At 53.5% G+C, this 24,316-nt stretch carries 13 protein-coding genes; 4 read left to right on the forward strand and 9 right to left on the reverse strand.

The window, feature by feature from the left end; genetic code table 11:
- Window positions 1-7: 7 nt before the first annotated feature.
- From M5B98_RS02170 to M5B98_RS02195, 6 genes are all read right to left on the reverse strand, one after another.
- Window positions 8-1,441 carry an SIR2 family protein gene (locus tag M5B98_RS02170; RefSeq protein WP_248741640.1) on the reverse strand — a complete coding sequence of 478 codons (1,434 nt, stop codon included), beginning with the start codon at window positions 1,439-1,441 and terminating at the stop codon, window positions 8-10.
- Between the two features lie 28 nt (window positions 1,442-1,469).
- Window positions 1,470-1,967: a toll/interleukin-1 receptor domain-containing protein gene (locus M5B98_RS02175; RefSeq protein ID WP_248741641.1), complete on the reverse strand. Its 498-nt coding sequence runs from the start codon at window positions 1,965-1,967 to the stop codon at window positions 1,470-1,472.
- Window positions 1,968-2,649: 682 nt separating this feature from the next.
- Window positions 2,650-3,363 carry a Sir2 family NAD-dependent protein deacetylase gene (locus tag M5B98_RS02180; protein WP_248742157.1) on the reverse strand — a complete coding sequence of 238 codons (714 nt, stop codon included), beginning with the start codon at window positions 3,361-3,363 and terminating at the stop codon, window positions 2,650-2,652.
- Window positions 3,364-4,467: 1,104 nt separating this feature from the next.
- The gene (locus tag M5B98_RS28720) at window positions 4,468-4,953 is read right to left on the reverse strand and encodes a hypothetical protein (protein ID WP_318654165.1); all 486 of its coding nucleotides are present in this window, start codon (window positions 4,951-4,953) and stop codon (window positions 4,468-4,470) included.
- Between the two features lie 532 nt (window positions 4,954-5,485).
- Window positions 5,486-6,313 carry a hypothetical protein gene (locus M5B98_RS02190; RefSeq protein WP_248741642.1) on the reverse strand — a complete coding sequence of 276 codons (828 nt, stop codon included), beginning with the start codon at window positions 6,311-6,313 and terminating at the stop codon, window positions 5,486-5,488.
- A gap of 409 nt (window positions 6,314-6,722) precedes the next feature.
- Window positions 6,723-6,947, reverse strand: coding sequence for a DUF2188 domain-containing protein (locus M5B98_RS02195; protein ID WP_248741643.1), 225 nt, complete (start codon window positions 6,945-6,947; stop codon window positions 6,723-6,725).
- A gap of 263 nt (window positions 6,948-7,210) precedes the next feature.
- Here M5B98_RS02195 and M5B98_RS02200 point away from each other — a divergent pair, with 263 nt between their 5' ends.
- Both M5B98_RS02200 and M5B98_RS02205 read left to right on the forward strand, forming a co-directional pair.
- Entirely contained in the window at window positions 7,211-9,115 is a 1,905-nt protein-coding gene (locus M5B98_RS02200) for an ATP-dependent nuclease (protein WP_248742158.1), read from the forward strand.
- 43 nt (window positions 9,116-9,158) lie between these two features.
- Window positions 9,159-10,910, forward strand: a complete 1,752-nt coding sequence (locus tag M5B98_RS02205) for a UvrD-helicase domain-containing protein (protein ID WP_248741644.1) — start codon at window positions 9,159-9,161, stop codon at window positions 10,908-10,910.
- Between the two features lie 670 nt (window positions 10,911-11,580).
- On the opposite strand, the gene M5B98_RS02210 is transcribed toward M5B98_RS02205, so the two are convergent.
- Window positions 11,581-12,462 carry an HNH endonuclease gene (locus tag M5B98_RS02210; protein ID WP_248741645.1) on the reverse strand — a complete coding sequence of 294 codons (882 nt, stop codon included), beginning with the start codon at window positions 12,460-12,462 and terminating at the stop codon, window positions 11,581-11,583.
- Window positions 12,463-14,775: an AAA family ATPase gene (locus tag M5B98_RS02215; protein ID WP_248741646.1), complete on the reverse strand. Its 2,313-nt coding sequence runs from the start codon at window positions 14,773-14,775 to the stop codon at window positions 12,463-12,465.
- Window positions 14,776-15,245: 470 nt separating this feature from the next.
- On the opposite strand from M5B98_RS02215, the gene M5B98_RS02220 reads away from it, so the two are divergent.
- On the forward strand, window positions 15,246-15,662 hold the full coding sequence (locus M5B98_RS02220) for a type II toxin-antitoxin system HicB family antitoxin (RefSeq protein ID WP_248741647.1): 417 nt from the start codon (window positions 15,246-15,248) through the stop codon (window positions 15,660-15,662).
- Between the two features lie 504 nt (window positions 15,663-16,166).
- Here M5B98_RS02220 and M5B98_RS02225 read toward each other — a convergent pair.
- A complete protein-coding gene (locus M5B98_RS02225; RefSeq protein ID WP_248741648.1) occupies window positions 16,167-17,204 on the reverse strand; it encodes a hypothetical protein in 1,038 nt (345 codons plus the stop codon).
- A gap of 717 nt (window positions 17,205-17,921) precedes the next feature.
- Between M5B98_RS02225 and M5B98_RS02230 the strand changes: the two genes are divergently transcribed.
- A complete protein-coding gene (locus tag M5B98_RS02230) occupies window positions 17,922-24,305 on the forward strand; it encodes an ATP-binding protein (protein WP_248741649.1) in 6,384 nt (2,127 codons plus the stop codon).
- The last annotated feature ends 11 nt before the right edge of the window (window positions 24,306-24,316 follow it).

The raw sequence follows: 24,316 nt of genomic DNA on the forward strand, positions 1-24,316 counted from the left end.
TCTTCCTTTAGATGAGTGGCAGCAGGTTCAGGATGACGTCATGCGCCCGCGTCAGGTTGGTACCTTCCGCGCCCAATTCCTGCAGCAGGGGGGTGATTTTCTTGCCGTGCTCGTACTTCGTTTCGTCGTAGGTCGCCATCACCTCTTTCCAGAGGTCAGCCGAGATCGAGCCAGTGATGCCTACTGGGATTACAAAGGCTCCGCCGGCGACTGCGAGATCGAACTCTTCGCGCATGCCCTCCGACAGCACCACCTCACCAGCCTCGTTGAGAGAGTTACCAAAAAGGAATAGGGCAATCCCGGCATGCGCCAGCATGTCACGCCGATACTCTGTCCAGAGCTCATTCCGCGGGCGCTCGCCGGTTTGGGTCTGTGGGAATGGCCGCAGAATCAGTTGATCGCTGTCCAGCCGCTGACCATTCATGAGGGTTTGTTCAATGACACCTGAGATCACAGCACTCCCAATGCCCAGTCCGAAGCCGGAGATGATGCGGAACTGCGCTTTGCTGATGGCCTTGCTCAGCGTGTGGACGAAGTGTTCGGACTCACTCGCGGGCCAAGGGCTATAGTCGTGTGCCGCGCCAGAAATAAAGATGGTTTGGCGCTTATAGCGGTGTTCAATTGCCTCAAGGATGGTGGTGATTTCCTGAAAGTCATCTACGTACACCACCTTGATTCCAAACCGAACCAACTCCAGCTTGAAGAGTTCTTCCTTCCGCTCTCGGTACTCAAAATCGGCCTGCGCCTCATTTTCCCATTGGCTGACTTTCCGCAAAATGCAGTAGTGCTGGCGCTGATGCTTCTCGTACTGGATGCGAACCCGGCTCAGGATGTAGTCGAGGTTTGGGTCTGTGAAGCTGAAGCCCAAGAAGAGGAACGTTTTTGAAATGAGATCGCCACTGAGCGCGGTGATATAGGGTTGCATCTCCACGTGGTAACGTTCGTAGTTATCGCGAGTCAGCACGGCGTCCGACGCATGCTCGACGTCACCATGCATCTTGTACACGACCGCGTCCCGCTTAAGCTTTGTCGTAGCCAGTTGCTTGACGGTATGTTTGACGTCAGCAACCTTTTCGTTGTCCTCAAGCGCGCGCTCAATCAGCTTGTCGTAATTGGTCGTCCAATAGGTATGGATCGGTAGCCTGGCCAAGATTTTATGATTTTTCGTGACTTCGACCTTGGCGGAAAATTCAGTCACGAGCATCTGATCAAGCTTTGAGCGATTCGCACCATTCACGTTGGCGTAATACTGAGCCAACGCTACCAAATCTGTTTCCTTGTCGATGTCCAGATCTAGTTCATCGGCAATTGGCTTGAGCAGCGTTTTCCAGTTCACAAAGCCGGCACCCTGGGAGAACCCAGCGCCCGCAAAAATAGCCAGGTTCCCCTCGGCCATTTCCCTGGAAAGGGTGTCCACCAGGCGAAAATGTTCCTTTTTCATACGCTTGTACTACCGGAAGGATGTGGAGTTAGAGATTACGCACCCACGTCCCATTGCCGCGCGTGTCATACAGCGCGAGGCCGGCCGCGTTCGTGGGGACGTCAATTTTGTTGTACAGACTCAGGTATTCGTTGCCATAGAAATAGCCCTGGCTGTCCGAGGTCGGGATGATGGCAATGCGATCGTGAGCTTTTTTGCCATCAGCGAAACCGATCTCCCAAGGACACCAGCGCGACGACATGGAGTTTTCGGTAGCAAGGAAGAGGAACCAGTCTGCTTGGACAATGGCAACTTTGATGTTGAACGCCGTCTCACCATCAGGCGTGGCAGGCATCCTGTTGTCTTGCCAGTCGATGTAGACGTCCCATCCTTCTCGCCTCAGCATTTCCTGAAGCCCCAGAGCAAGCATTGCATCTTGGTGGCTGTGGCTGAGGAAAGCGGTAGGTTGCCCCGGCCTTGGTCGGAATTGGCCCTGGGCTGAACGACTGAAGCTTCTAGTTAGCAGGTCTGACTGGCGAATCGGCATTTTGGCTTCCCTGGTATTTGGTGGGCAAAATGCCATCTTTCCTCAGCTGGCTCAAGCCAGTCCATGGTTGTAAGAGTTGATATCAAAGATTGAGAATTGAAGTTGCAGCGGGAAGGATCCCCCGTGGCTGGAGCCTTTCAGGCCAGATAATCATTTGAAATGATGAATCCGACTGCGACCAAAGTATTAGGCGCCGTAAGTGAATTGTTCGGGCACCAGGTTGCGCCAGAACATGTCGCGCTTGACGTGGCCGGCGATACATTTGACAGGTACTGTTCGCCAACCGCCTACACCGCCGCATACTTGCCTACTTGGGGTGATTGATATTGGGATTTCTCGGGCGGTGATACTGTGCAGCAGTCCTACGGCCTGACCAGCAATCACCCTGACCAACTTCAAGAGCTCATTCGGAGGATGTTCATTGTGCTGGAGGTTGGGCACGCGGTCATCGAGGTACGCCATGATTCGACCCGGCACTCCAGGAGCCCCGCAGGCACATTAGACGCAATCGCTCGCCTGTTTAGTGATCCTTCCCTCGACAACCTTCAGGCAGCTCTGTGTGCGCTGGAGGGCACGATCACCATCTATAGCCAGAATAAAGCCCTCAAACGCTCCACAAGCTATCTGGAACTCATACGCATGTCGCTCCATCGCTTTGAATGGACGCACGATAGAGCTTCGATCAGCCAAACGCCTCTCGAATCAAAGACTCCATCATCCGCGTAGCCGGCCCTTGCAGGAAATGCTCATCCGCGCTGATCTCGAACGGTACGGGATTGATGTGCACCACCGTCGCCCCCTTACCGAATGCGCGGAGCGGCAGCTCTGCCGTGGGGAAGACCATGCCGGAAGTCCCTATCGATAAGAACAGATCACAGTCCTCTGCTGCTGCAAGCTCAGCATTCCAGGCACGCTCAGGAAGCATCTCGCCAAACCACACAACACCAGGGCGAATGAGGCCGTTACATCCTTCGCACCTTGGAGGATCGGGGCGCTGGCCATTCTCGGACAGCTCTTGGACGGCCAGAGTCAACTCGTATGCAGCACCGCAGTCGAGATATCGCGGTGCGTGCAGACTTCCATGAAGGTGAATGACACCCGCACTTCCGGCTCGCTCATGAAGGTCGTCGACGTTCTGAGTCACGATGGTCAGCTTTGGAACGTAATCCGCAAGCTTGGCGATAGCCAGGTGTGCCGCATTCGGTGTGGCCTGAAGCACCTTTGATCTACGCCATTCATACCAGCCCCAGCACAGGCTAGGGTCTGCTCGGTACGCCTCCGCTGTCGCCAATTGGGCGGGGTCGAATCGCTCCCACAGCCCTGTTAACGCATCGCGAAAGGTAGGAATGCCAAATAATGGAGGCGGGCGATCCTGTTTGTGGTAATCAGTGTCCAGATCCGTAGTCTCTTGCTGATGAATGGCTCCGCGTGCTTTCGATAGCTGCTTACGCGTCCAACCCAATCGGTACTGGCGCGACGTTTCGCTGCGTGACGGGCGAATTGGTGCTGGCTGATCGAGCTGAATGACGCGAAAACCCACGGCTCGATCAAGCAACTCACTCGATTTAGGACGTATCCAGACTGAGGGTCTGTTATTGGCTGGACGAATGGCTTCCAGTCTTCGCTAAGACGCTCTGTACCTTCATTAATGTCGAATCTCGCACTCCGAATTCCAATCCAAGTTTCTGGAGGCCGCGCGCAGAAGGCGCTGAAGGCCCTGAGATTTTCTGCCGTGAATTCAACCAGTGGCTTCCTTGCAATGCAAATTGTCCAGAGGACGAACTTTTCCAGGAAGGCCACGATGCGAGGCTTGCTTCGCATGTAGGGAGGAAGGCTTTCGACGTACCGGCAAAAATGGTCGTAGGTTTCGATTGCGTGTGTCTTTGCCGGGAATGAGGCTAGGTAACCAAAGATCAGAGACGACTGGGTTGCAAAACGCCCATCGGCTTCGATGTCGTTGACGTTGGCTTCAGTACGGTGTGCGGTTTCACCGTGGTCGGTGAGGATTGATCTCGGGAACACCATGACGTCCTTAATGAGGCCAATTGGAACGATGTACCGGCCCAATGTAGCTAAGTATGTAGGCTTGGCAAGCCTTGAAGACAAACGCATTGCGCAACGCATTTTTTTATCCGATTTGGCTCCGACAGCGATAACCTTAGGTAAAAGATGCGCTTTTAAGAAAGGCATATATTTCAGTTGGTTAGTCACAGCAGAGACGGAGGTCTCAACATTTTTCCGTTTTGGTTCCGACAGGCCAGGACGCAAAAATGCGACCCCAAGCCGCTTAGCATTCCGTTCTGAAATCGACAGTGGCCGCCCGCAGCTCAGGTTTCACATGAGCAGTCGAGGGCAACGCATCAGGAAGGGGTTGTTTCCGGTGACGCGACCGAACTCCGTTTTGGTTTCAACGTTCACAAAAGATCCAGGTTGAGTTGAGTGGCGAATCGGAGTGACAGGCCATAAGCAGGTTTCGTAAAGTTCCGTCCTGACACATTATTTAACAAGTAGGCAATGCTGGATGTTCACGAGTGATCGAGCCCCAATGAAATAATGGGGTTTCCACGAATATAGAGATTCTGATGTTCACAGATTTATGTTCATGAAGCACTGAAAGGTCAGGAGACTCCGTGGTAGGGGAGATAGGGACATCATCCTTAAACATCAGGTAGAGGCGCCTGAAACCGATTGGTTTCGGGCGTTTTTTTGTTTTCAACGTTGATTTGATGAGTGTGCCCGTCAAGGCCACAAATACCGTACCCGTAGTAGCGGCAAGTACTGAGCGTTTCATGGTGGTCATGGTTGGGGGGGCATCTGCACAGTTCGGCAGATGGAAGGTAATCAAAAGATCGGCAGGAGCCATCGTTTTGAACGCCAGCGGCCCCAACCTGGCCTTGCCCCCGGCGGCGTCAATGCGGGGGCGACAACAGGCGCGCCCATCCTCCGTCGGCCAAAGTCGTGCCAGGTGATCGAGGATAAACTGCATGGCCACGGGCGTGGGGAGGGGCATCAGCAAGCGCTGTAGCCAGGCCGACCAGTAAGCAAGGGCGCTGCGATAACTGCGCACGGTATTGGCGGCAGTACCGGTGGCAACAAAGGCTGCCGCAGCTTCCTAGGCGTTGAGCGTTAGAACTTGTGAGTCTAGCGGACTTAGGTGTCCTCAGAAATAAGGATTTGCCAACGCAGGATGGGAGCTATGGCTTAGGCTGACTCATTAGATGTGAGAGGTTAGATCCATCACTTTTGAGAATTAGCCCAAGCGTATCGCTAGATTCGAAGTTGACCGGCGTGTGTAGGATCGGGCCTGCAACATCTTTTGTGACTGAGCTTTGTGAAATGCGTCAATTTGCAAAGATACGGGCATGGGCACTCGGACGGTCAAACTGGTTGTTTGCCGGATCGCTGCGCAGCGGTAAACGGCTGCGGCGATCATGAGTTTGGTCCAGCACCCAAGTGCCCAATCATTTCAGTGCATGACGAGCGCTGTCAGGAAGCCACGCATCCCGACTGTTCATGGCTCAAATTCGCTCTTTGTGATCGATAAAATTCTCCGACGCCATTATAGCTGTAAACTTGAAATGGTCGTAGAGACAGAAGTTAACGAAATAATAGTCAATTGCCCGTTCGTTTTTCATTTGCGTGAAGATTTTATAGTAAAAGACTTCTTTATGCGCGCCTTGGGATGACTCACGGTTTATGAGATTCAAGTGGTGATGGTGGAGCGCTATTTCATTTTTAGTGGCGTCCCTGCTTACGAAATTATGAGGAATAAGCACGACTTCCCCGAGCCAAGGCCATTTGGTCTCATGATAAAATAAAGCTTTGGCCATTAGCTTGAAGTAGTCTAGGAATCTTTGCTTGTCAAAGCTATAAGATATGGTTTTATGCTCAACCCCATCGCTGGTAACGACTACTTCATCCCGATAGTCGTTAGACAAAAGCCCTAAAAGTCCAGTGCTGATCCCGGACCTCTCTAGCTCCGAGAATATCTTCATGCCAGCGACAGGATCATCCTTGAATTGTTCTTGCAGCTCCAGAAAAGTCTTAAGATCAGCATCGCTCTGCAGCTTGCTCTTAAGTCTCTCGCCACTACGAATCAATGCACGCGAATGCACTTCAAAATTTGAAGCGATGGCCTGATTTCCGTCTAACTCAATAGACGAAAGAAGAACTGAGCGAATATATTCATCGTCAGCAGATTTATCTTGGTTGTGCAGTTTGCAAGAAGGAACTTTAATAAGTCCCGCACGATTACCTTTCGCAAAAAAGCTTTGGGGAGGCACATGCTCCTCCCCCACCTTGGGCTCTTCGCAGCAATAGCAGTACAGCTCAATGTCAGATGGCATTCCGTTCCTCCTAGCCCTAGTGCCATGCTGCCATAGCGCTAGAGGACATTTCTAGCCAAAACGTTCCCAAACAGCGAGCACTTTCTCTTTTTGAGCGCGGATGCCTGACATCAAGGCCTTAGAGCTTAAGCTCGAAGGCATAGGCGACAACCTTGAGCCGGGGTCAAGTGTCAGAAGACAAGTAAGGACGCTGAAACGGCAAGTTTCTGATCCAGAAGGCTGCGCCCGTTGCCGCTGCGAAGCGGCCCAGCAGACAGGCATCTCAGAAAGCCTGTAAACCTGTTGTCAGGGGCACGTCAGGTCAGGTTCGGAAGGTGACTTGGCCGGACGCTTACCCATGAACGCCCTTTGACTACAAATACCTGCCATCGGGCGTTACCGGATATTGGGGCATGGAGCGGCTGGACGCTCAGCCCTTGGTTTTTTTGGGGTCGGCTTTCCGGGGGTAGGTACGTTCTTCCTGTATTTTGCCGTCCTCCTTATGAATCTTCAGGGAGGCGTTTTTACCGGTAAGAAACTCTCTGGCCACCGCCGTGATTTCGGCTTTGGTCTCGGCTGTCTTGGACGCACGATCCGCGCCTTCCTTTTTCAGGGCCCAGCCGTCGTCTGTTTTAGTGATGTGGTAGTTATCCATGACTTTTCTCCTAGTGAGCGCTGGCGCCCTCGAACTCGAGAGAACCAGCATTGATGCTAGTAGTGCCAAACGCTTCTCGCCGCCTCGGATCGCGCTCCCGATCGGTAGCAACCACTGCCGCCGTCCAAGCCTGGGCGCAGAGATTGCCCGCGCTATGCCGTAATGCCACTATGAGGCACTCACTTCGCGTGAAACCTGCAGGCCAGTTACATCCGGCCGCCACGCCATTTTGCATTGATAACCAGCAACTAGAAGGGAATCGCATGTATCTGCGGCAATTGGATGTCACTGGATTCAAGTGTTTTGGTGAGCCGTTCACCATCGAGTTTCGGGACGGGCTTAACGTGCTCGTGGGAGAGAATGGGGCCGGGAAGACCGGTGTGATCAGCGCAGTGCGCCAGCTCTTCAACGACTCGGAATCAGGCAAGCGAATCATCAGTGAGCGCGATTTTTACCGAGGTTTTGAGCCGGGCGCGGTCGCTGCTGAAAGCATCCAGATTCAGGCGACGTTTTCAGGCCTGGATGATCAGGACGCCATTGCGTTCGAATCCTGGTGTGGAAATCATGACGAGGCCAAGCTGACTTTTGAGGCCCGCAATCAAGAGTCTCGCGGGCGCTTCAGGCACCACACCTACGCGGGGCACGAGCATGCCAAACCGTTCGAGTCCGAGACGCTGGACTACATCCATTGTATTTACCTACCTCCGCTGCGCGATGCCGAGAACAAGTTGCGCGAAGGTCGCCAGTCCCGCCTTGCCCGGCTCATGAAGGCCCTCTGCCGCAAAGAGCTCGCTGAGGCCAGGAAGGCACAGACTCTTCACCCGCTGGAAGAGCATGTCGGAAACTTCAATCGTGAGCTATCACAGAGCGACGAATTTGCGATCAAACAAGCCAATCAGCGAATCGGAGACAACCTGAAGGCAGCGCTGGGGCTCAATCTCTCTCAGGGCACCATGATTCAGTTCTCAGAAGTCAGCTTCTCCCGGATCGTGGAGGGCTTGCGGCTTCTGTATTTCCCTAACCTGAGCGAGGCTGACACGACCCAGTTCCGATCGCTGGAAGAGAACAGCCTTGGCTACAACAACCTCCTGTACATCGCGTCGATCCTGGCTGAACTGATCCTGGAGGAAGAAGAGGATCGAGGCGAAGAGACCTATCTGCGGCTCCTGTTGATCGAGGAGCCAGAGGCGCATCTTCATCCTCAGCTTCAACTGCGCCTGCTGCGGCATTTGAAAACGGTGGCTGAAGAACGTGGCATCCAGGTCATCATCACCACGCACTCAACGGTCATCTCTGCCGCCGTCTCCCTGGATCACCTCATCCACATTTCAAATGACGCAAGGCCAGTAGCAATACCGCTCAGCGCGTGCGGCCTTCCTGAGCACAGCCGCCGCTTTGTGGATCGCTGGTTGGACGTCACAAAATCCAACCTCCTTTTCTCCAAAGGGGCACTGCTCGTAGAAGGAATCGCTGAGGCGATGGTGCTGCCAGAGCTGGCGCGTATTGTCCTGCGCCCCTACGGAGAGGGGAAGAACTGCCTGGACGACTACGGCGTCTCGGTGATCAATCTTGGTGGCATCTACTTCAATCATTTCATGCAGCTGTTTTGCGATGTCACGAGCGGCCAGCCAGGCGAGAATGTCCCAATCAGGTGTGCAGGGCTTACCGACAATGACCCACCGAAATCTATCAGGTCGGTTGCAGGCGATGACGGTAAAGAAATCCCCGTTCCGTTTCTTCCCCATGATGATGACCTCCTTGTAGGCAACAATCCGGCCTTGGCATTGATAGGGCCGATCAGCCAGTCGCAGTTCGGCAGGTTGTTCGTAGGTAAGTACAAGACCTTCGAGTACGACATCGCGATGGAGGGTAACAACCTCAGATTGATGTCGACGGCTGCGGCCACTCTCTGGCCTGTGCAAGGCGGGGAAGTGGTGAGGGAGCTGACAAGGCGGACTGGACTGGACTACTCGACCATGAGTTCAGGGGAGAGGGCGCCGTACGCGAATGACATGCTTGATCGAATCGAAACCAAAGAAATTGGCAAAGGGTTCTATGCGCAGGCATTCGCGGACGCGCTGGCTAACGTGAGGGATGACTTTATTGTGCCGGAATACATCCGCTTAGCCGTCCTCTGGGCTTGTGGGATCGAGGAACAAGCCGAATGACCCGGGTCAGGCCTGAAGGCTCGAGGCCGAAGGATGCCAGGCGATGAACTTCACCAAGGAGCAGTTGGAATACATCGCAGCGCCGCTTGATCAGCACAGCTACCTGAAAGCATGCCCAGGTAGTGGCAAGACCGAGGTGGTGGCTGCAATGGTCTCGCAAACCATCCAGGCGTGGTCACGTTCGCCTTCGGGTATCGCTGTTCTAACATTTTCCAACAGCGCGACCGACGAGCTCCGGAGCAGGGTGCACAAGTACTTGGGCAGGCCGATCGGCTTACCGCACTGCATCTCTACCTTCGACAGCTTCGTGTTGACCAGGTTGGTGGCCAGCATCGCCAGCGAGCTGACGGGCTATCCAGGCAAGGAGGGCGATCACCGTATTCGGATCCTTGAGAGAGAAGCAGATATCTTCCAGACCCGGCAGCGGATTTGTGGTCGCCGCGTGTCAGCCTGCCGGTACAACTACGATCTTGAAGCAGGCCGGTTCAAGTTTGCGACGGGTGAGCGAAGGTTCGATCAGCAGCTCAATGACGCAGAGATCACTGAGGAGATCAAAGCTGATCTCGTTGCTACCAAAAGGCGACTCTGGCTTGCCGGTTACGCGACCTATGCTGACATCGACATGCTGGCGCTCATGGCATTCAAGGAACGTCGCTTCGATGGCTATTTCTCGCGTGTTGCCCGCCGCTTCCCTGTGGTGATCGTGGATGAGTGCCAGGATCTCTCCGCCGAACAACTGATGATCGTACGCAAGCTCAGCGGGATAGGGGTTAAATTCCACTTTGTCGGCGATCTCAATCAGTCGATCTACGGCTTTCGGAGGTCGAATCCAGACAATGTCAGCCATTTGATGGAGACACTCCAGTTCAAGCAGTACGAGCTGACAGCCAACTGGCGAAGCGGCCAAGCCATTGTCGACCTCAGCAGTAACATCGTCGGTACTGAAAAGGTTTCGGGGAATCCTGAAATTGCCTCCATCCAGCCAAAGATTCTCGAGTACGTAGACTGTCCGTCAGAGCTACTACCAACGATCCGCGCCATGACAACGGAGTACGGTAAGGTCGTGATGGTTGCGCGAGGGCATAAGACCCTCCAACGACTTCGCAACGGGAAGACCTTCGAAGGCATTGAGTTACTCGCAGTCGCTTGCATCGGCGCCAGCTCAGGAAGCCTGAATGACCTGAAGGTGAGTGTGAGAACATTTGCCTACTGGCTGGCGGGGAAGCTCCGGCTGCAAGTCACAAAAGCAGGGCCCTATTGCCCGGTATCAATGGAGTCCAAATTGAGCTGGCGCAAATTCCTTCACCACAGCCTCCAGTTCTTGGTCGCCAATGGTGCCGGCGACGCTAACCAAACATGGAAGGCATGGACTCGTACCGCAAAGCTCGCGCTCCGACAGATACCAGATCAAGGCTTCGTGCCCGACGAAATACGGGAGGAACTGCAGGAGTTGAGAGGGCTTAATCTCGTCGCCCAGCGTGGAGAGGGCAACAAACCGGTGTCCATACGCCTTTTAAGCCAGGAGATCCAGGATGGCGCACCGGAGACATTACGCTACGAGACTATTCACCAAGTCAAAGGCGAGACGCACGATGTCACCGTGGTTGTGTCCTCCAAAATCCGAGGCAAGCACGAGTCCCATTGGGCCGACTGGCTCTCTGATCGCGAATCTGAAGCCGCACGTTTCGCCTACGTCGCAAGCTCCCGCCCCCGACATATGCTCATCTGGGCGTTGAAAAGACTGAAGCCGAAGGAGCGCCAAGCATTGGCCGAATTAGGCTTTGAACTTCCCTGAGCGATGCGCTGGCTTAGCTTGGTGGTGCTCGTATTTGGGAGGCGACGCCCGGAGTCGGTGTAAACCTACTTTTTCACCTGTTAACTGATTTGGTTTACAACTCAGAAAATAGGTTTACACCTTTCCAAGACGCCTGTTCGAAGGTCGCTCTGGTGTGGCGAGAAGGAGGCTGCGATCACGAGCCCAACCCACACCTGAGTGTTTACTCATCAAGGGAGTGCGAGATGAAATACGCCTTCGTAGGCGGTACAAGGGTGCAAGCCGAGCCAAAACTACGCGGCGTTTGCCCATCCTGTACGTCGGAAGTGATATCAAAATGTGGCAAGCACGTGATCTGGCACGGGGCACATCGATCACGCTAAAGCTGCGATCTTTGGTGGGAGAATGAGACGGCATGGCACCGTGGATGGAAGAATCGATTTCCGGCTGAGTGGCAGGAGGTAAGGCTGCTAACCGTGCGCTCTGGACGGCGTTGTCACTCCGCTGCCCAGTTTCTAAAGCCGTGGCATCATTCACAAGATCCTAGAGGCCTGGAAAACTCAGCATGTTGCCCCTTAGGTCGAGCAGTGGAGGATCATGGAACTGCAAGCATCGCGTCGTTATTGAACCGCAGCGCCTTCTGTGATCTAGGGCTTTGGGCGTCATTGCCCAAGCCCTCTCGAGCTCTTTGTCAGTGTTTCATTAGGTTGATCGTTCGCTGAGACAGCGCACCCACGAGACTTTTAAGCGCTGACTCCAGATCGCCGCCTTCCTTCACATCGAATCGTTCGATCGTCTCCATAGAGCTTCTGAGAGCCGCGTTAGCATTCACAAGCACTTCCTTGCCGGCGATAGTGGCGAGCAGATCATCGCACAGCTTCTTCCCCTGTGGCGTAATACCCCTGTAAAGCGTGATGGTGTGGTCGTTCGTCTGCACACGGATAAAGCGTACATGTTCGTCGAAGCGGTGAAACCGGGGGTGGAACATCTCAGTGAACGTACTGGGTAACGGATAATCTTTACCGCCATGCTTATCCGGGTTTGCCCAGTCCGCTTCTTTCTTGAGCCCATTACAATCGACGCAGGCGACGGAAAGATTCCAGAAGTGAAATGAATATTGCTCATAAATCTTGCGAGGTAAGATGTGCTCGATGGGCTTGGAATATCCGCTGTTGCACAGCCAGCGACGGCAATAGCAGCAGCGATTATGCTGCTGTTTTTCGATGTAACTTCTGAACGCGCCCTTGATATCGCTGATCAATGGTTTAGCTTTGCCCCGTTTGCCCTTAGGCTTCTTGGCTAGCTCTCCTAATGCAGCGGCCTTCGCTGGGGCAGCAGCGTCCTGTGCATCCCTTTTTTTCTTTGCAGGGTTTGAGAAATCATTCCACAGGTTGCGATCTTCGACTACCTCTCCACCCCGCCTTTTCTCGAAGCGCCGAAGTGCTGTGGCATGGTAGCGCAGGAGATTGAACATGATGACCTTATGAAATCGCTCCTCAGTGTGGCAGAGCGATTTGTACTCCTTATACCGAGGCAAAAGCTCTGCCTCGTCCAAAACGAAATACTCAGTCATTTACTCGCCTGCCTTGCTGGTGGAACTGTCTACTAGGCCTTGGTCTTTTAGTAGCAGTTGAACAGCCGTATAGGCTTTGTTGATGAGGTCTATGTCCTCTTGCTGGCCTGGCGGGACATACGCACCTTGGCTAACCCTCATTTTTTCGAGCATGTCATCAAGCTCCTCTAAAGGGGAGAACGCTTGGGTTTGACGGTTGCTCTGCGCTTCCATGGTCTTCGCCACGATGCGTGCACAGTCCTCGTGCACTGCACGATTATGAGGGGTGTAGGTGCCAAAACCACCCAAAATAATCGACTCGACGGAGTAGCGCTGTTTGGCGGTCAGCTCCGGGAGCTTGCCCAGACCTAACATGAAGCTATGGCTGCCCCGATCGTTCGCATTGCTGATCAGCGTGGGGGCATGCGTGGCCACGACGAATGAACAACCAAACCGCTGAGAAAGAAGATGGAAGACCCGAGGTAAAGTTTGCTGCCATTTCAGGTGCAGGCTGATCTCCGGCTCGTCCACAAGGAAAACGGTACCGCGTTCAGCCGTCGTGATGATACTGAGCAGCAGCTGATTGATATTTTGCTCACCAGAACTCAAGGAAGAATATGAGACGATGCGCTCTTTGTGTTCCTCATTGCCAGGGCGTACAACGCCAAACTCATAATGGGATAAGGGCTCTGGAACGTGGTTGTCAGCGGCATTGTCCGACATTTTGATCAGCCGTATATCCCGAGGGTCATTGTGTAGCGCCATTTCAGGCTTGAGCATGAAGTAGAATCGCGTAGCGAACCCTAGGCACTGCTGGCATTCCTTAAGGGCTTCAAGCATACGCTGGTCCCCAAGCACTTGCGCTGCCCTGGCGGTAACAGTTTTCCTCAGCTTGGAAGGTGAAATCGTCTCAGCCGTGCTACGAGCGCCTTGGTATTCAAAGTGACCGATTTGATCTGAACGCCCGAACGGGAACCGATCATGGACGCCTGTAGAAATTCCGACTGTCCTACGATTCATATCACGTATCCGCTCGATGAGATCACACAGCAGCCGCGTCTTGCCTGCACCATTATTACCGATGATGTAAATACACACAGGCTCAACAGCATCGCTCAGCAATCCCAGAATTGATTGGGGATTTGCCGTGGTATTAAACGTGCTGCCTTCAGTGCTATTGGTGCGAATGAAATTCCTGGGTGAATATATTTTTAGTCGTTTTGCAGGTAGGGCTTGATCCTCGATACACAGTGTCTTGACGTTTCGATATCCATCCCCAAATTGCGCATTAATGATGGTGGCAACCTTCGGTGGAAGGCTTCTCCGATAATCATGCCCCTCACGTGACTCATGACTATTGAAAATTTGGCCGGCAAGAATCGCTCGTTCTTGAAGATCCAGCTGTTCGAGCGATTTGTTGGCAATGGACACGTCAATATAGAGATGAGGCTTACGTATCAGATGAATGCCCTGACTGAATACGAGCAGTATCTGATCGTTCTTAGCGCCGCGGTCTTCACTGATGCTGAAACACATGGCTGCATCCAATCGTAAGCCTTCCTGCAGGGCGGGTGACAGCTCTTTGAGCAGGCCGCTAAGCTGAGCTTTGGCCGAAGGGATAATCACCATGAATCGAGCAGGTTGGGGATATTTTCTCGTAAATGATGCGATGCTGGTCGTGCCCGTGGCTGCCACGAAACTGATCTGCGGTCTCGAATCAAATAGATAACTGGGCTGCGAACCAGCGATTACGTCCGAAATCTGCCCATGGACAAAGTTCGTGAAAACTTTGTTTATGATGAGTTTGAGCGTGATCAAGGCTCTTAACGTTCTCGAGGACGGATACATCATCGTGACATCGGTCTCAGTCTTGTCCATAGCCATCGAAAGCTCTCCTGTCATCGGTGCGAGTTCGATCAATGGTGAACGTAAACTTAGGTGGATACTTCCGACCAATGCACCTACGACCGCAGGGTGATCGTAAGGTATTTTGTAATTATCCATGATGTAGCGATCAATCAGGTAGGTGGCCGTTTTGACCCTGATCTCTCGATCCAGCGGCAAGGCGTGGTCATCACGAATTTCTTCCAGTTTGGCGTTCAAGACGACGCGTATCTCGGTATCATCGTATTCTTTCAAACATCGATCTGCGACCTCAGAGCACGCCTCTTCAAATATGGGGCGGTACCTATCTTCTAGAATGAGCCCTTTGATCAAGTGGAGGCCGGCGAGAATGGTAGCCATTTCTGAAGAAATGCTTGGAAAGCCACTAGCCACAGACATCATCTCCTCAGCAATCATTCGGGTAATTTCTCGGCCTTCGTCGTATTCCATATGACGCTCTCATGCATGCTGCGCTGGTTGGAGGGTTAGTGGCGCATCGACATGATGTGTTAGTTCGAAAGCGCAGGCAAGGTTGCTGCGTTGGCGTGAGAAACACCCTGCCAATGGGGGAAGGTACAGACGGGCTAAATGCTCTGTGCCAGTCCCTCACGGCGATTAGGGGGATCGTATGACCTATTGAGATCCGGCCTCAGGGAAGCGTGAACGTAAGCTCCGTGTCAGGCTGTTGTGAACCGAGCGCCGCATTGTTCGGGCCCTCGATCCTAATTGATCAGTAGATCGCATTTAATGATTGCCGACGGGAGGTGGCGGGGAATATGACCCTGATCATAACCAACTCCAGATGTGCTACAAACTGCGTTGCGCTGCCGATCGTAGCCCGTGAGCACCAGGCTCAAACTCCACGTTAAAGGCTACGGAGGATCAACGAAAGATTGGGAAATTTAGAGAGGCGTAAAGCGATGTATCAATACTCGCTAGTGCAGCATACGGAGCCCACCGGTGTGTGGTTGTCATGCACCGATATTCCGGAAATGAATGCCGCAGGAAGTACGCTGTGCGAAGCATTTTCCGAAGCCCTAAATGGTTTGGAGTCGGCGCTATCGCTGTACGTAGAGCAGCGGCGCAAGATTCCAGCACCCTCGGTGCCAAGCGCCACTGCGATTGTGCTGCACTTGCCGGTGCTGACTGTGGCCAAGATCTTGCTATGGAATACCATGTGTGATGAAGGCGTGAGCCGCGCCGAGCTTGCCCGGCGAATGGCCTGTTCGCGACAGGTTGTCGACCGTTTGGTGGACTTCATCCACGCCTCGAAAATTGAGCAGATCGAGCGTGCGCTTGTATTGCTGGGTCGGCGTCTGTCGCCGGTCCTGATGTAGCCTCATACCGGAATCTATCATGTCCCAAGCACACCATTGACGCCTGCTGTTCGTCTGATACCACCGACGCCCTCGTGCATAGCCTAAGGCCGGGCTGGGTAGACTTCGCATATCAGTGGTCATTACCGATAGCTCAAATGTCATCGCTCGAAGAGTATGTGCGCAAGCAGCCTGGGCAGACCGACTTTTTCAACAGAATCGGCCGAGAGCCGCCGTTGCTGTTTAGGACAGAATTCGGGCATATGGGAGGCTGCTTGAGCCCGCTGTACGCCAACGGCGAAGCGGTGGAATCCCCATTTTTGATGGGCTAAAGCGGCCTGTAAGGACTCCAGAAGGGGTTTGAATCCCTACGGGACTCTCCTTGTATGTAGGCCATAACGGAAAATGCTCCGTATCTTTCGATACGGAGCATTTTTTTGAGCCATGTTCTGATTACTAGGTTTTCACACAGCCTGCTTATGGGCCCTTTTTTCTGCGGTCGATTCAATACGCATAAGGGGCTGGTTAGAGAGCACATTTTTTTGGCGATTCGAATGTTATGCCCGTTGATTTTTTGCTTGCTAAAATATAGTTCTCGTCGCCTAGCGATGCTTGGCGATAACTTAAACCCATCTTGCATTCTGTGCCTGGATACATATCAAACTCATATATCGATTGTCCAACAGCCCATTCTATTTGTTGGTCGTATCTATTTAACAGAAGGAAAAATGTTGCTGGCGTCAAAGCCCAAATCGCCAAATAGAAAATTACCTGAAAAATAACTGTAGCAACGGCGTAGCGACTGCCTTTGTCATTAACCTTAACTCCAAAAATCCATTTCGTAAGTCGTGGTGCTTTTTTCGCAAAAGTCGATCCGTAAATGAAAAATGGAGCCATTGCAACGGAGACAGGAATAAAGATTGCTCCCGCAGCAATAAAAAGAAACGGAATCGCGAATATTGCTAAAAAAGCCAAAGTATGAGGAAAGGTTGTAGGGGGTACATGAGCCAATCCACCGATTATTTTCCCCGAGACGCTGAGCGCGAGATTGGAGCCAACAGCAAATGCAATGGCGATCAACCCCTTGCCGACCGTGGTTTCATAGAGGATTGCGTAGATGCGATAAACATCGTGCGCAGCCACTCCTAGGCAGTAAATAAAAAATATTATCGCGGTCGGTGCAAATAAATTGATGGGATCCAGCAAGTAAAGATATCCCAGAACAGGGAGGAACAGGATAACATTGAGATAAAGTTGATGATAGCGTTCAAGATTATCGTACCAGTTTGCTATGCCTCCCAAAAAACCAGCGAATTTATTGAGATCATATTTTTCTGGGTTCAGGATTTGCATAGCACTAATTGCGACCGCGATACCAAGAAAGATTACAGTTGTTGAAAATGATACAAGTCGCCACTGAGTCGGAGTGATGCAAAGAAAAAAGAAAAGAGCGATTCCGACTAATGAAACTCGCTTCGTGAGTTCGAGAAATTTTTCTCGCCTAGTAATGACAGCATGCTCCCCGGAAGCAGTTTTGATAGTTCGCTTTACACTTCTCGTCATTACTAAGATCCTGCATGAAATATTGTGATTGCGATGAGGTAGGATTGCTGCGTTATCGGAATGAGAGCAAGAAACTTTAATGCTCTCCGTTTAAGTCATGGCCGCCCGACCTAAACTAAGATACCTTTCTTTCACCTACGCCAACTAACCTTGTCCAAAAGTCAGATGAGCTTTCCAATTTCGATCATGCCGGTATGTAGCGCCTAGGCGCGGTTGGAGGTTCAGAGAGGAGCCTGAGCAAGGTTCAGGGTGTGGAAGCGGTGTATGTGGCGACGGGGTCACTCTACGAGCGGAATATGGGTTGGTTGCCTAGGGCGAATAAGGTTCATACGATACCCAGTGGGTACTGGAAGGTGATCTCCACAGGAAGTACGTCTGAATCGCCCCTGGTTTCCGATATACAGCGGCAGCGGGCAGGATGGCGATTAGTACACTAGCAGCAATGGCTCCAGGCGTAAGGCGGAAATCACCGAAATACCCGATGCGCGGATCAAGGCCGCGCGCTGTACTCTGGGAATGTACACCTGCGACTCGTAAGAAATGCTTAGTGACTGGGCATCTTACCGTGCCGGGGGAGCTCTGCAATGACATCACAGCGCTGGGAGTCATTGACGGTTGCTCAAGCGTGCGAAGAAAATGCTGAACAACATACTACCCATCTGCGACCGCACCGGTTGTGGGTGTTGGGCGAACAACTGATGGATGCAAGGAACGCAAGTGAGTGATTTCAGAGGAGCTCGAGGTTCCAACACCGGCGACGACTTCCACGAGTTATGGGCCGCCCGGCATGCTATCCGCCTTCTAGACGACCGTGATCCGCTTCAAGCGTTGACTGTAGAAGGGATTGCTCCAAGTGACGAAGCTGGGTCATCCCCTTCTACGTGGGATGGCGTGGATTGCGCGTTGTACGAAGGCGGCGGCGACGCAAAGGAAGCTGATCGTATATTGCTGGAGCAACTGAAGTATTCCGCCGCGAATCCTCGCAGTTCGTGGACCGTCGCACGTATGGTGAGCGGCGATAAGCGCGAGGACAGCGTCCTGAATCGCTTGGCAAAAGCCTGGGCTGGGATACAAGCCCTGGAGCCAAAAGGAACAGTTGAAGTATCACTGGTAACCAACCAGCCGATCGCGGCTGAGTTAAAAACTGTTACAGCAAAGCTCGCAACAGGTAGCGTATCCGCTCCACGAAAACGACCTGGAAAGGATGAGCCAGACGAGCAAAAAATGGCGTTCGCCGCCGGACTGTCCAAATCTGTGCTGCCCGAATTTGCAAAGGCGCTTCGATTCAATGGTGGAGCAGGATCGCGCTTCGCGATTGAGAAAAAGTTGCTCGCTGATATTTCTGGATGGACCGATCTCGAGTTACAAGCGCCAGTCTCTAATCTTCGCCAGTTCATTCGTCAGCGCATGCGTCCCGAATTCGCGGGCGAGTTAATAACGAAGGAGTCAGTTTTACTCGAACTCGGCGTCTCTACGATGGGCGCATTGTTCCCTTGCCCACCTGTCCTTGAACGAGTTGATGCACCGGTGCCACGGAGCAGCGTCGCTGACATTGCGAGCGAGATCGTTGCCGGCAAACAGCGAGTCTGTCTACATGGTCCTGGAGGGGTCGGCAAGACGACTGCGCTCCAGCAAATTGAGGCGGTGCTCCCGCCTCATTCGATCATGGTGACTTACGATTGTTATGGAGGTGGCACCTATCTAGATGCCGCTACTTTGCGTCATCGACATGTGGACGCGTTTTTACAGCTATCCAATGAGCTTGCCACGAGGCTGCGGCTGCCAATTTTGCTTAGCCGTCACCAGCTATCAGACCCTCCGCGTCTGTTCTCGAATCGCCTAGGCCACGCAGCCCAGGCGCACGCGTCTGAATATCCGGACGCGCTGATCGTCATTGCCGTTGACGCCGCCGACAATGCCGTTACGGCTGCGACAACACGCAAACCGCCTGAGGCTTGCTTTGTACACGACTTCTTGGAACTGGGCGACTTGCCGCCCAATGTCCGGTTCATCGTTACGGCAAGGACAGGCCGTCTCGCTGAACTTGCCCCACCGTCTAGTTATAGCCTTTCAGAGATCGAGCCGTTTACCCGTGGTGAAACTGCAATCAATGTACAGCGGAAGTGGGCTGCAACAGATGATTGGATCGATGCGTTTCACAGGCTGACCATGGGAGTACCTAGAGTCCAGGCTTATGCTATGGATCTGGGCGATGCACCTCCCGAAAAAGCGATTGACCGCCTCTTGCCCGCAGGCCGGTCTCTGGACCAAGTATTTCGGGAGCAGTTTGAGCGAGCACTGGGGAAAAGCGGAATCGCATCAGACCTTCCAAGGTTTTGTGCAGGGCTCATTGCTCTTGCGCGGCCGGTACCGATAGAAGATCTCAGCGCGATAATTGGTATCCAGGTGCCAGCGCTGATTGACATCTGCACCGACATGGCGCCAGCGATTCGGCTCACTGAAAACACTGTCGCCTTTGCGGACGAAGACTTCGAGCACTTCGTCCGCGAAGCGGGGGAGTCAATGCTAAGCGAAGTAACCCAGAGCGCTGCTGATTGGCTGATGAGCCGCTGCGAAAGCGATTCTTACGCTGCGCAGCACGTCGCAGGTCTACTCGCTGCGTCTGGCTTGGGCAATAAGCTGCTTGATCTCGTTGAACGCGAGTCTTCGCCGGCTGCAATTGATGATCCGGTGAAGCGGCGAGAGGCGGAACTTACGCGCTTACGGTTAGCGATCTCCTTCTGTCGGAAGGCGGGCGATAGTGAACGCGCGCTGCGTTTCGTGCTCATCGGAGGCGAAGGGCTCAAGACTGAGCGCGCGCTACGGGCACTCCTGTCTAATAATCCAGACCTTGCGGTGCGATTCGCTGCTGACACTGCTGGGAGGCTCGTCCTTACCGATCCGAAACAAATCGGCTACCACGGCGCTTTCCTGCTTCACAAACAAGTGATTGACTCGCTCAACGGTGATCGAATTTCGTTGCATGAAGGGCAGCGATTGATTGAAGCTTGGATGGCTGCACGTAAAGCCCTCATTCAAAAGGCCCAGCATTGCGACTGGCGGCTTGAAGTTGCAGACGTTGCGGCCAGCATCGAAACAGCGCTTCGCAGTAATGGGCCAGAGTCTGCTTTGCAGTCGCTGTGGAAATGGAAGCCGAAGCGGGTTCGGCTGCTGGTGGCGCGCTGCCTGATTCCGCGGCTGATTGCGCAAGATGGCTCGGGGCTGCTTCAGGGAATACTGGACACACGTCATCTCAAACCCTGGGAAGAGCTTTTTGTACTCGTACCCTTGGTGGTGTCCGGTGCTCCCTTGGATACCAAAAGGCTCGCAAGAAGCCTGAGAGCTTTTTGCAAGCGCTGGATGTTATCTCCCAAGCGTCAGGGTGCACGCAGTCTGCTCGAAAGCTTGTGGTCATGGATGATGGATGTTGCCATGACATCTTGTGAGCTTCTTGCTGCGGACCCACTATCTGCGACTGTAGTAGATGGTTTCTTGGATGTAGTGCTTTTGCCTGAGAACCGGAGAGTCGACAAGGTTCATATCAGTAACACACGTCATATGGATCTGCTCTTTCGAGCGCACGCACTCCGAGCGGCCCGGACCGGCGGGAAGTTGAAACCCGACGACCTCTACGAATCCAGGCCCGAGCCCGCGGAGAAAAAGAAGCGCGGCCGCGACACCTATCACCAAGAAGAGGCAGATCGCAAGCTAAACGAGCTGACCAATATGCTGTATCCCGTCTATGCGGCGACTGCAATAGCGATGTCCGGGAAGAATGACGACACAATCGCTAATGTTCTGGAACAAGCGACGAGGCGCAAAGAGAGCAACACATGGCGTCTCGCGAGCGATCACAGTGCTAGCGCGCTTGCCATGGCAGCCGCTCGTGGCGCGCTATTGCTCGTAGGCCGTGAATTAGACGCGGAGTTCGTGCTACGCATCGCCAAGCGAATTCATGGTAGGTGGGGAGCCTCCGATTTGCAGCCGGATGTAGAGTTTGCTGAGCGTATGATGCTGCGCCCAGAGCTGCAGACCGCACTTGTCGTGGATATTGACACAGCGGCTTCTGTTATGCGTACTCAACGCATTGGCGCCCGAGACAAATCCCAAGCGCTTCTAACCTACTCACGCCTGCTCCTGCCTTTCAGTCCCGACGATGCTAATGCTGTTTTTCATGATGCAATTGAGGCCGCCAGCCAACTCGATCGGGAAATCGTGGCGCAACTACGCTTGCTCGGCCAGCTTTTCAAGCGAGGCACTGGTGACGTCGAGGACAGGAGAGTAGCCGCCCGCGATCTTTGTGAGGTGCTGGTTGATGCTGCCGTCCGTCTCGACGGCGATGAGAACCTGCCCTGGAAAGAGGTCATGGAAACTGTTGCGGCTTTAGACCTTCCTCTCGCGCTCGCAAACACGGCGAAGTGGCAAGATGCCAATCTCGTCGACTTCTCACAAACACTGGCGCCGGTCCTCCACTCTGGACTCACCCAAGGGACACTAGACCCAGCTGCGGCAATGGCATTGGAGTTGATGCTGCACGGCAATCATGCAATCGCTGATGCAGCATTGGATCACGTCGCCAACTGCGTTAACTCAGGATCTTATCTTGAGGAAGCGGCGTGGAACGCATTAGTCCGCCACAACGAACGTGATAACAGCAAGCTGCTCAATAGTCGCGGGATGGCGAAGTGGTCGGGGCAATGGATCAGGGCACTCCGTGAGCGACAGGCATTTCTTGAAAGTCTGGAGGAGACAAACTCTTCTCTACCCGTTATCACGAAAGTAGCGACAACAGAGCCTGAAGTTCGCTCCACAACGACTTGGACCCGGGAGAACCTGCTCAACGGCGAGGACTTTGCCAATGCTTTGAAAACTGCGCTTCAGACTGCACGTACTGCAGATAGATATGTTTCGCTATCGGATCTGATTGCAACTGCTGCAGAACGCGTTGAGATACGTGACCGCTTGGCTTTTCTCAAGGTCTTACGAGACCTAAAGGTTCGAGATGGTGCGAGCGTGGTCGAATCGATGCTGCTGATGCTCGATCGATGGAATACACCGGCCATTCGAAGATGGGCTGCATCGGAATTGCCCGAAGTTATCGTTGAGCGCCTTCCCGATTTTGCCAGATACATCGGACACAGCGAAACGTCTCTCCCTACAGCATTGAAGTGGACTGGTTTGGCCCCAGATGGAGCAGCAAATTTGCTTTTGCGTGGTGTGGAGCAGCATGGGCAAATGTTCGACGGAGAACAAGTCTTTGCTCTGGCGGGGCTAATTGCAGGGCATCTGGATCCGCACTCATCGTCAGTCATTGGCGTATGGTACGCAAACCGTCTTGCCGAACGTGTCTCGCCCGAAGATCGAGACCAAACCTGGCAACCGCGGGATGTACCTGTAAACGTTCCCGCAGCGGTGGCGCGTTTCCTCTATGCATGCTTGGGCGACTATGATGTGCGAGTGCGATGGCGCGCAGCTCATGGGATACGGCGTTTGGCCAGACTTGATGCTGTCGAAGAGCTGAAAGCGCTAATCGACGAATACGGCCGTCGGGATGAGTCAATCTTTCGGTCATCTCGTCTCGACTTCTTCTGGATTGCCGCGCAACTGTGGTTTGTGATTGCTTGGGATCGCATTGCAGCTGAGCTGCCAGAAATAGGAGCTCAGGGGGGAGCACTACTGCTCGCCATCGCGTTGGATCAGACTTTTCCACATCTTCTTCTTGTCTCATTTGCGCGCGATGCTTGCCTCAAACTGGTAGACGCGGGCGCCCTTGCGCTTGATCCTTCCCAAATAGAACAACTGAATGCTACAGGGCGATCAGCGTTGATACCTTTGCCAGGGGCGAGCCGCAGGCCACCTCGAGTCCGTAACGGCTCCGGGGAACCCGAACGCCGCTTTCAGTTCGACCCTATGGATACGGTGCCTTATTGGTACGATCCGATGCTTGATAGCTTTGCCAATGTTTCCCAAGATCTGCTGCTGACTACGGCAGAGACCTGGATTATTGATCGCTGGGGTTATCCTGGCGAAATTCGATCGTACGAGGCAGAACGTAAGCAGGGACGTATCTCATCTCATGACTGGGCTCTCTCGCGCAATGATCATGGTGCCAGTCCGACACTCGAGCGCCTGAGCACCCATCTCGAATGGCATGCGCTATGGTGTTCCCTTGGCGAGCTGCTACGAACCGAGCCGCTCGCTGAGGGAGAACACTCGGACTGGAGTTCGCTGCCTAATCGCGTCGAACGTCAAATGCTAACCCAACCGCCGTGCTGGTCGGCAGACCTCTTGGGGCCTGTTCCACTGCGGTCTGACTTCTGGCGGAAATCCGAGGAATCGCTAGCTGTTTGGGTGGAGCAGGTTTCAGAGCTCAGCATGCGGAGAGAGTTGATAGCTACCGATTGCCCTGGCCACATCCTTGTCGGCGGTGAATGGCGGCTTGTTAACGCCGATCGCGTTGAGACACTTTCTATTTCAAGCGCTCTGGTTGAGAAGGAACTTGGCGGATCTTTGGTACGCGCCTTACAGACGATGGAGAGCACGTGGGATTATTCGATCCCGACCGAGAGGGAGGACGCTTACGACGGCGATGACGGCGATGACGGCGATTATCAGATGATTCCCTGGCTAAGCCGACCGTATTCAGATGGCGGAATCGATAGTCAAGATCCTTTGCGAGGCAACGCAACGCTCGTGGGCTGGATGCCAGCGAGCTGGATAATCGGCGAATACGGACTGGAATGCGATCCGGATGGCGGGAATGCCTGGTCGTTACCCGGTCAGGCAGCAATGTTTCGCTACGAAGTTTGGGGTGACCGTGAATCGGGCGAAGATCACTACCAATCGTACCCTTCGAGCTCGGGATGCAGATTGCTGACCGAGCGTAATCAGTTAAGAGCGCTCCTACAGAATGAGGGGCTCGAGCTTGTCATCGTGATGGAGGTCAGACGTGAAGGACGCAGCAGTCGACGAGGCTATGACTCGGAAGAGCAGAATCCCGAGGCCACGTACGCTCGAGTCTACAGACTCGACGAAGAAGGGCAGCTCTATACCGCCGAAGGACGTATTGGATCTTGGGAGAGCGATTGTCCATCAGCTTGAAAACGAAACGC

Origin of the sequence: Pseudomonas sp. MWU12-3088, from assembly GCF_023242405.1 — a bacterium.
Lineage (GTDB): Bacteria > Pseudomonadota > Gammaproteobacteria > Pseudomonadales > Pseudomonadaceae > Aquipseudomonas > Aquipseudomonas kribbensis.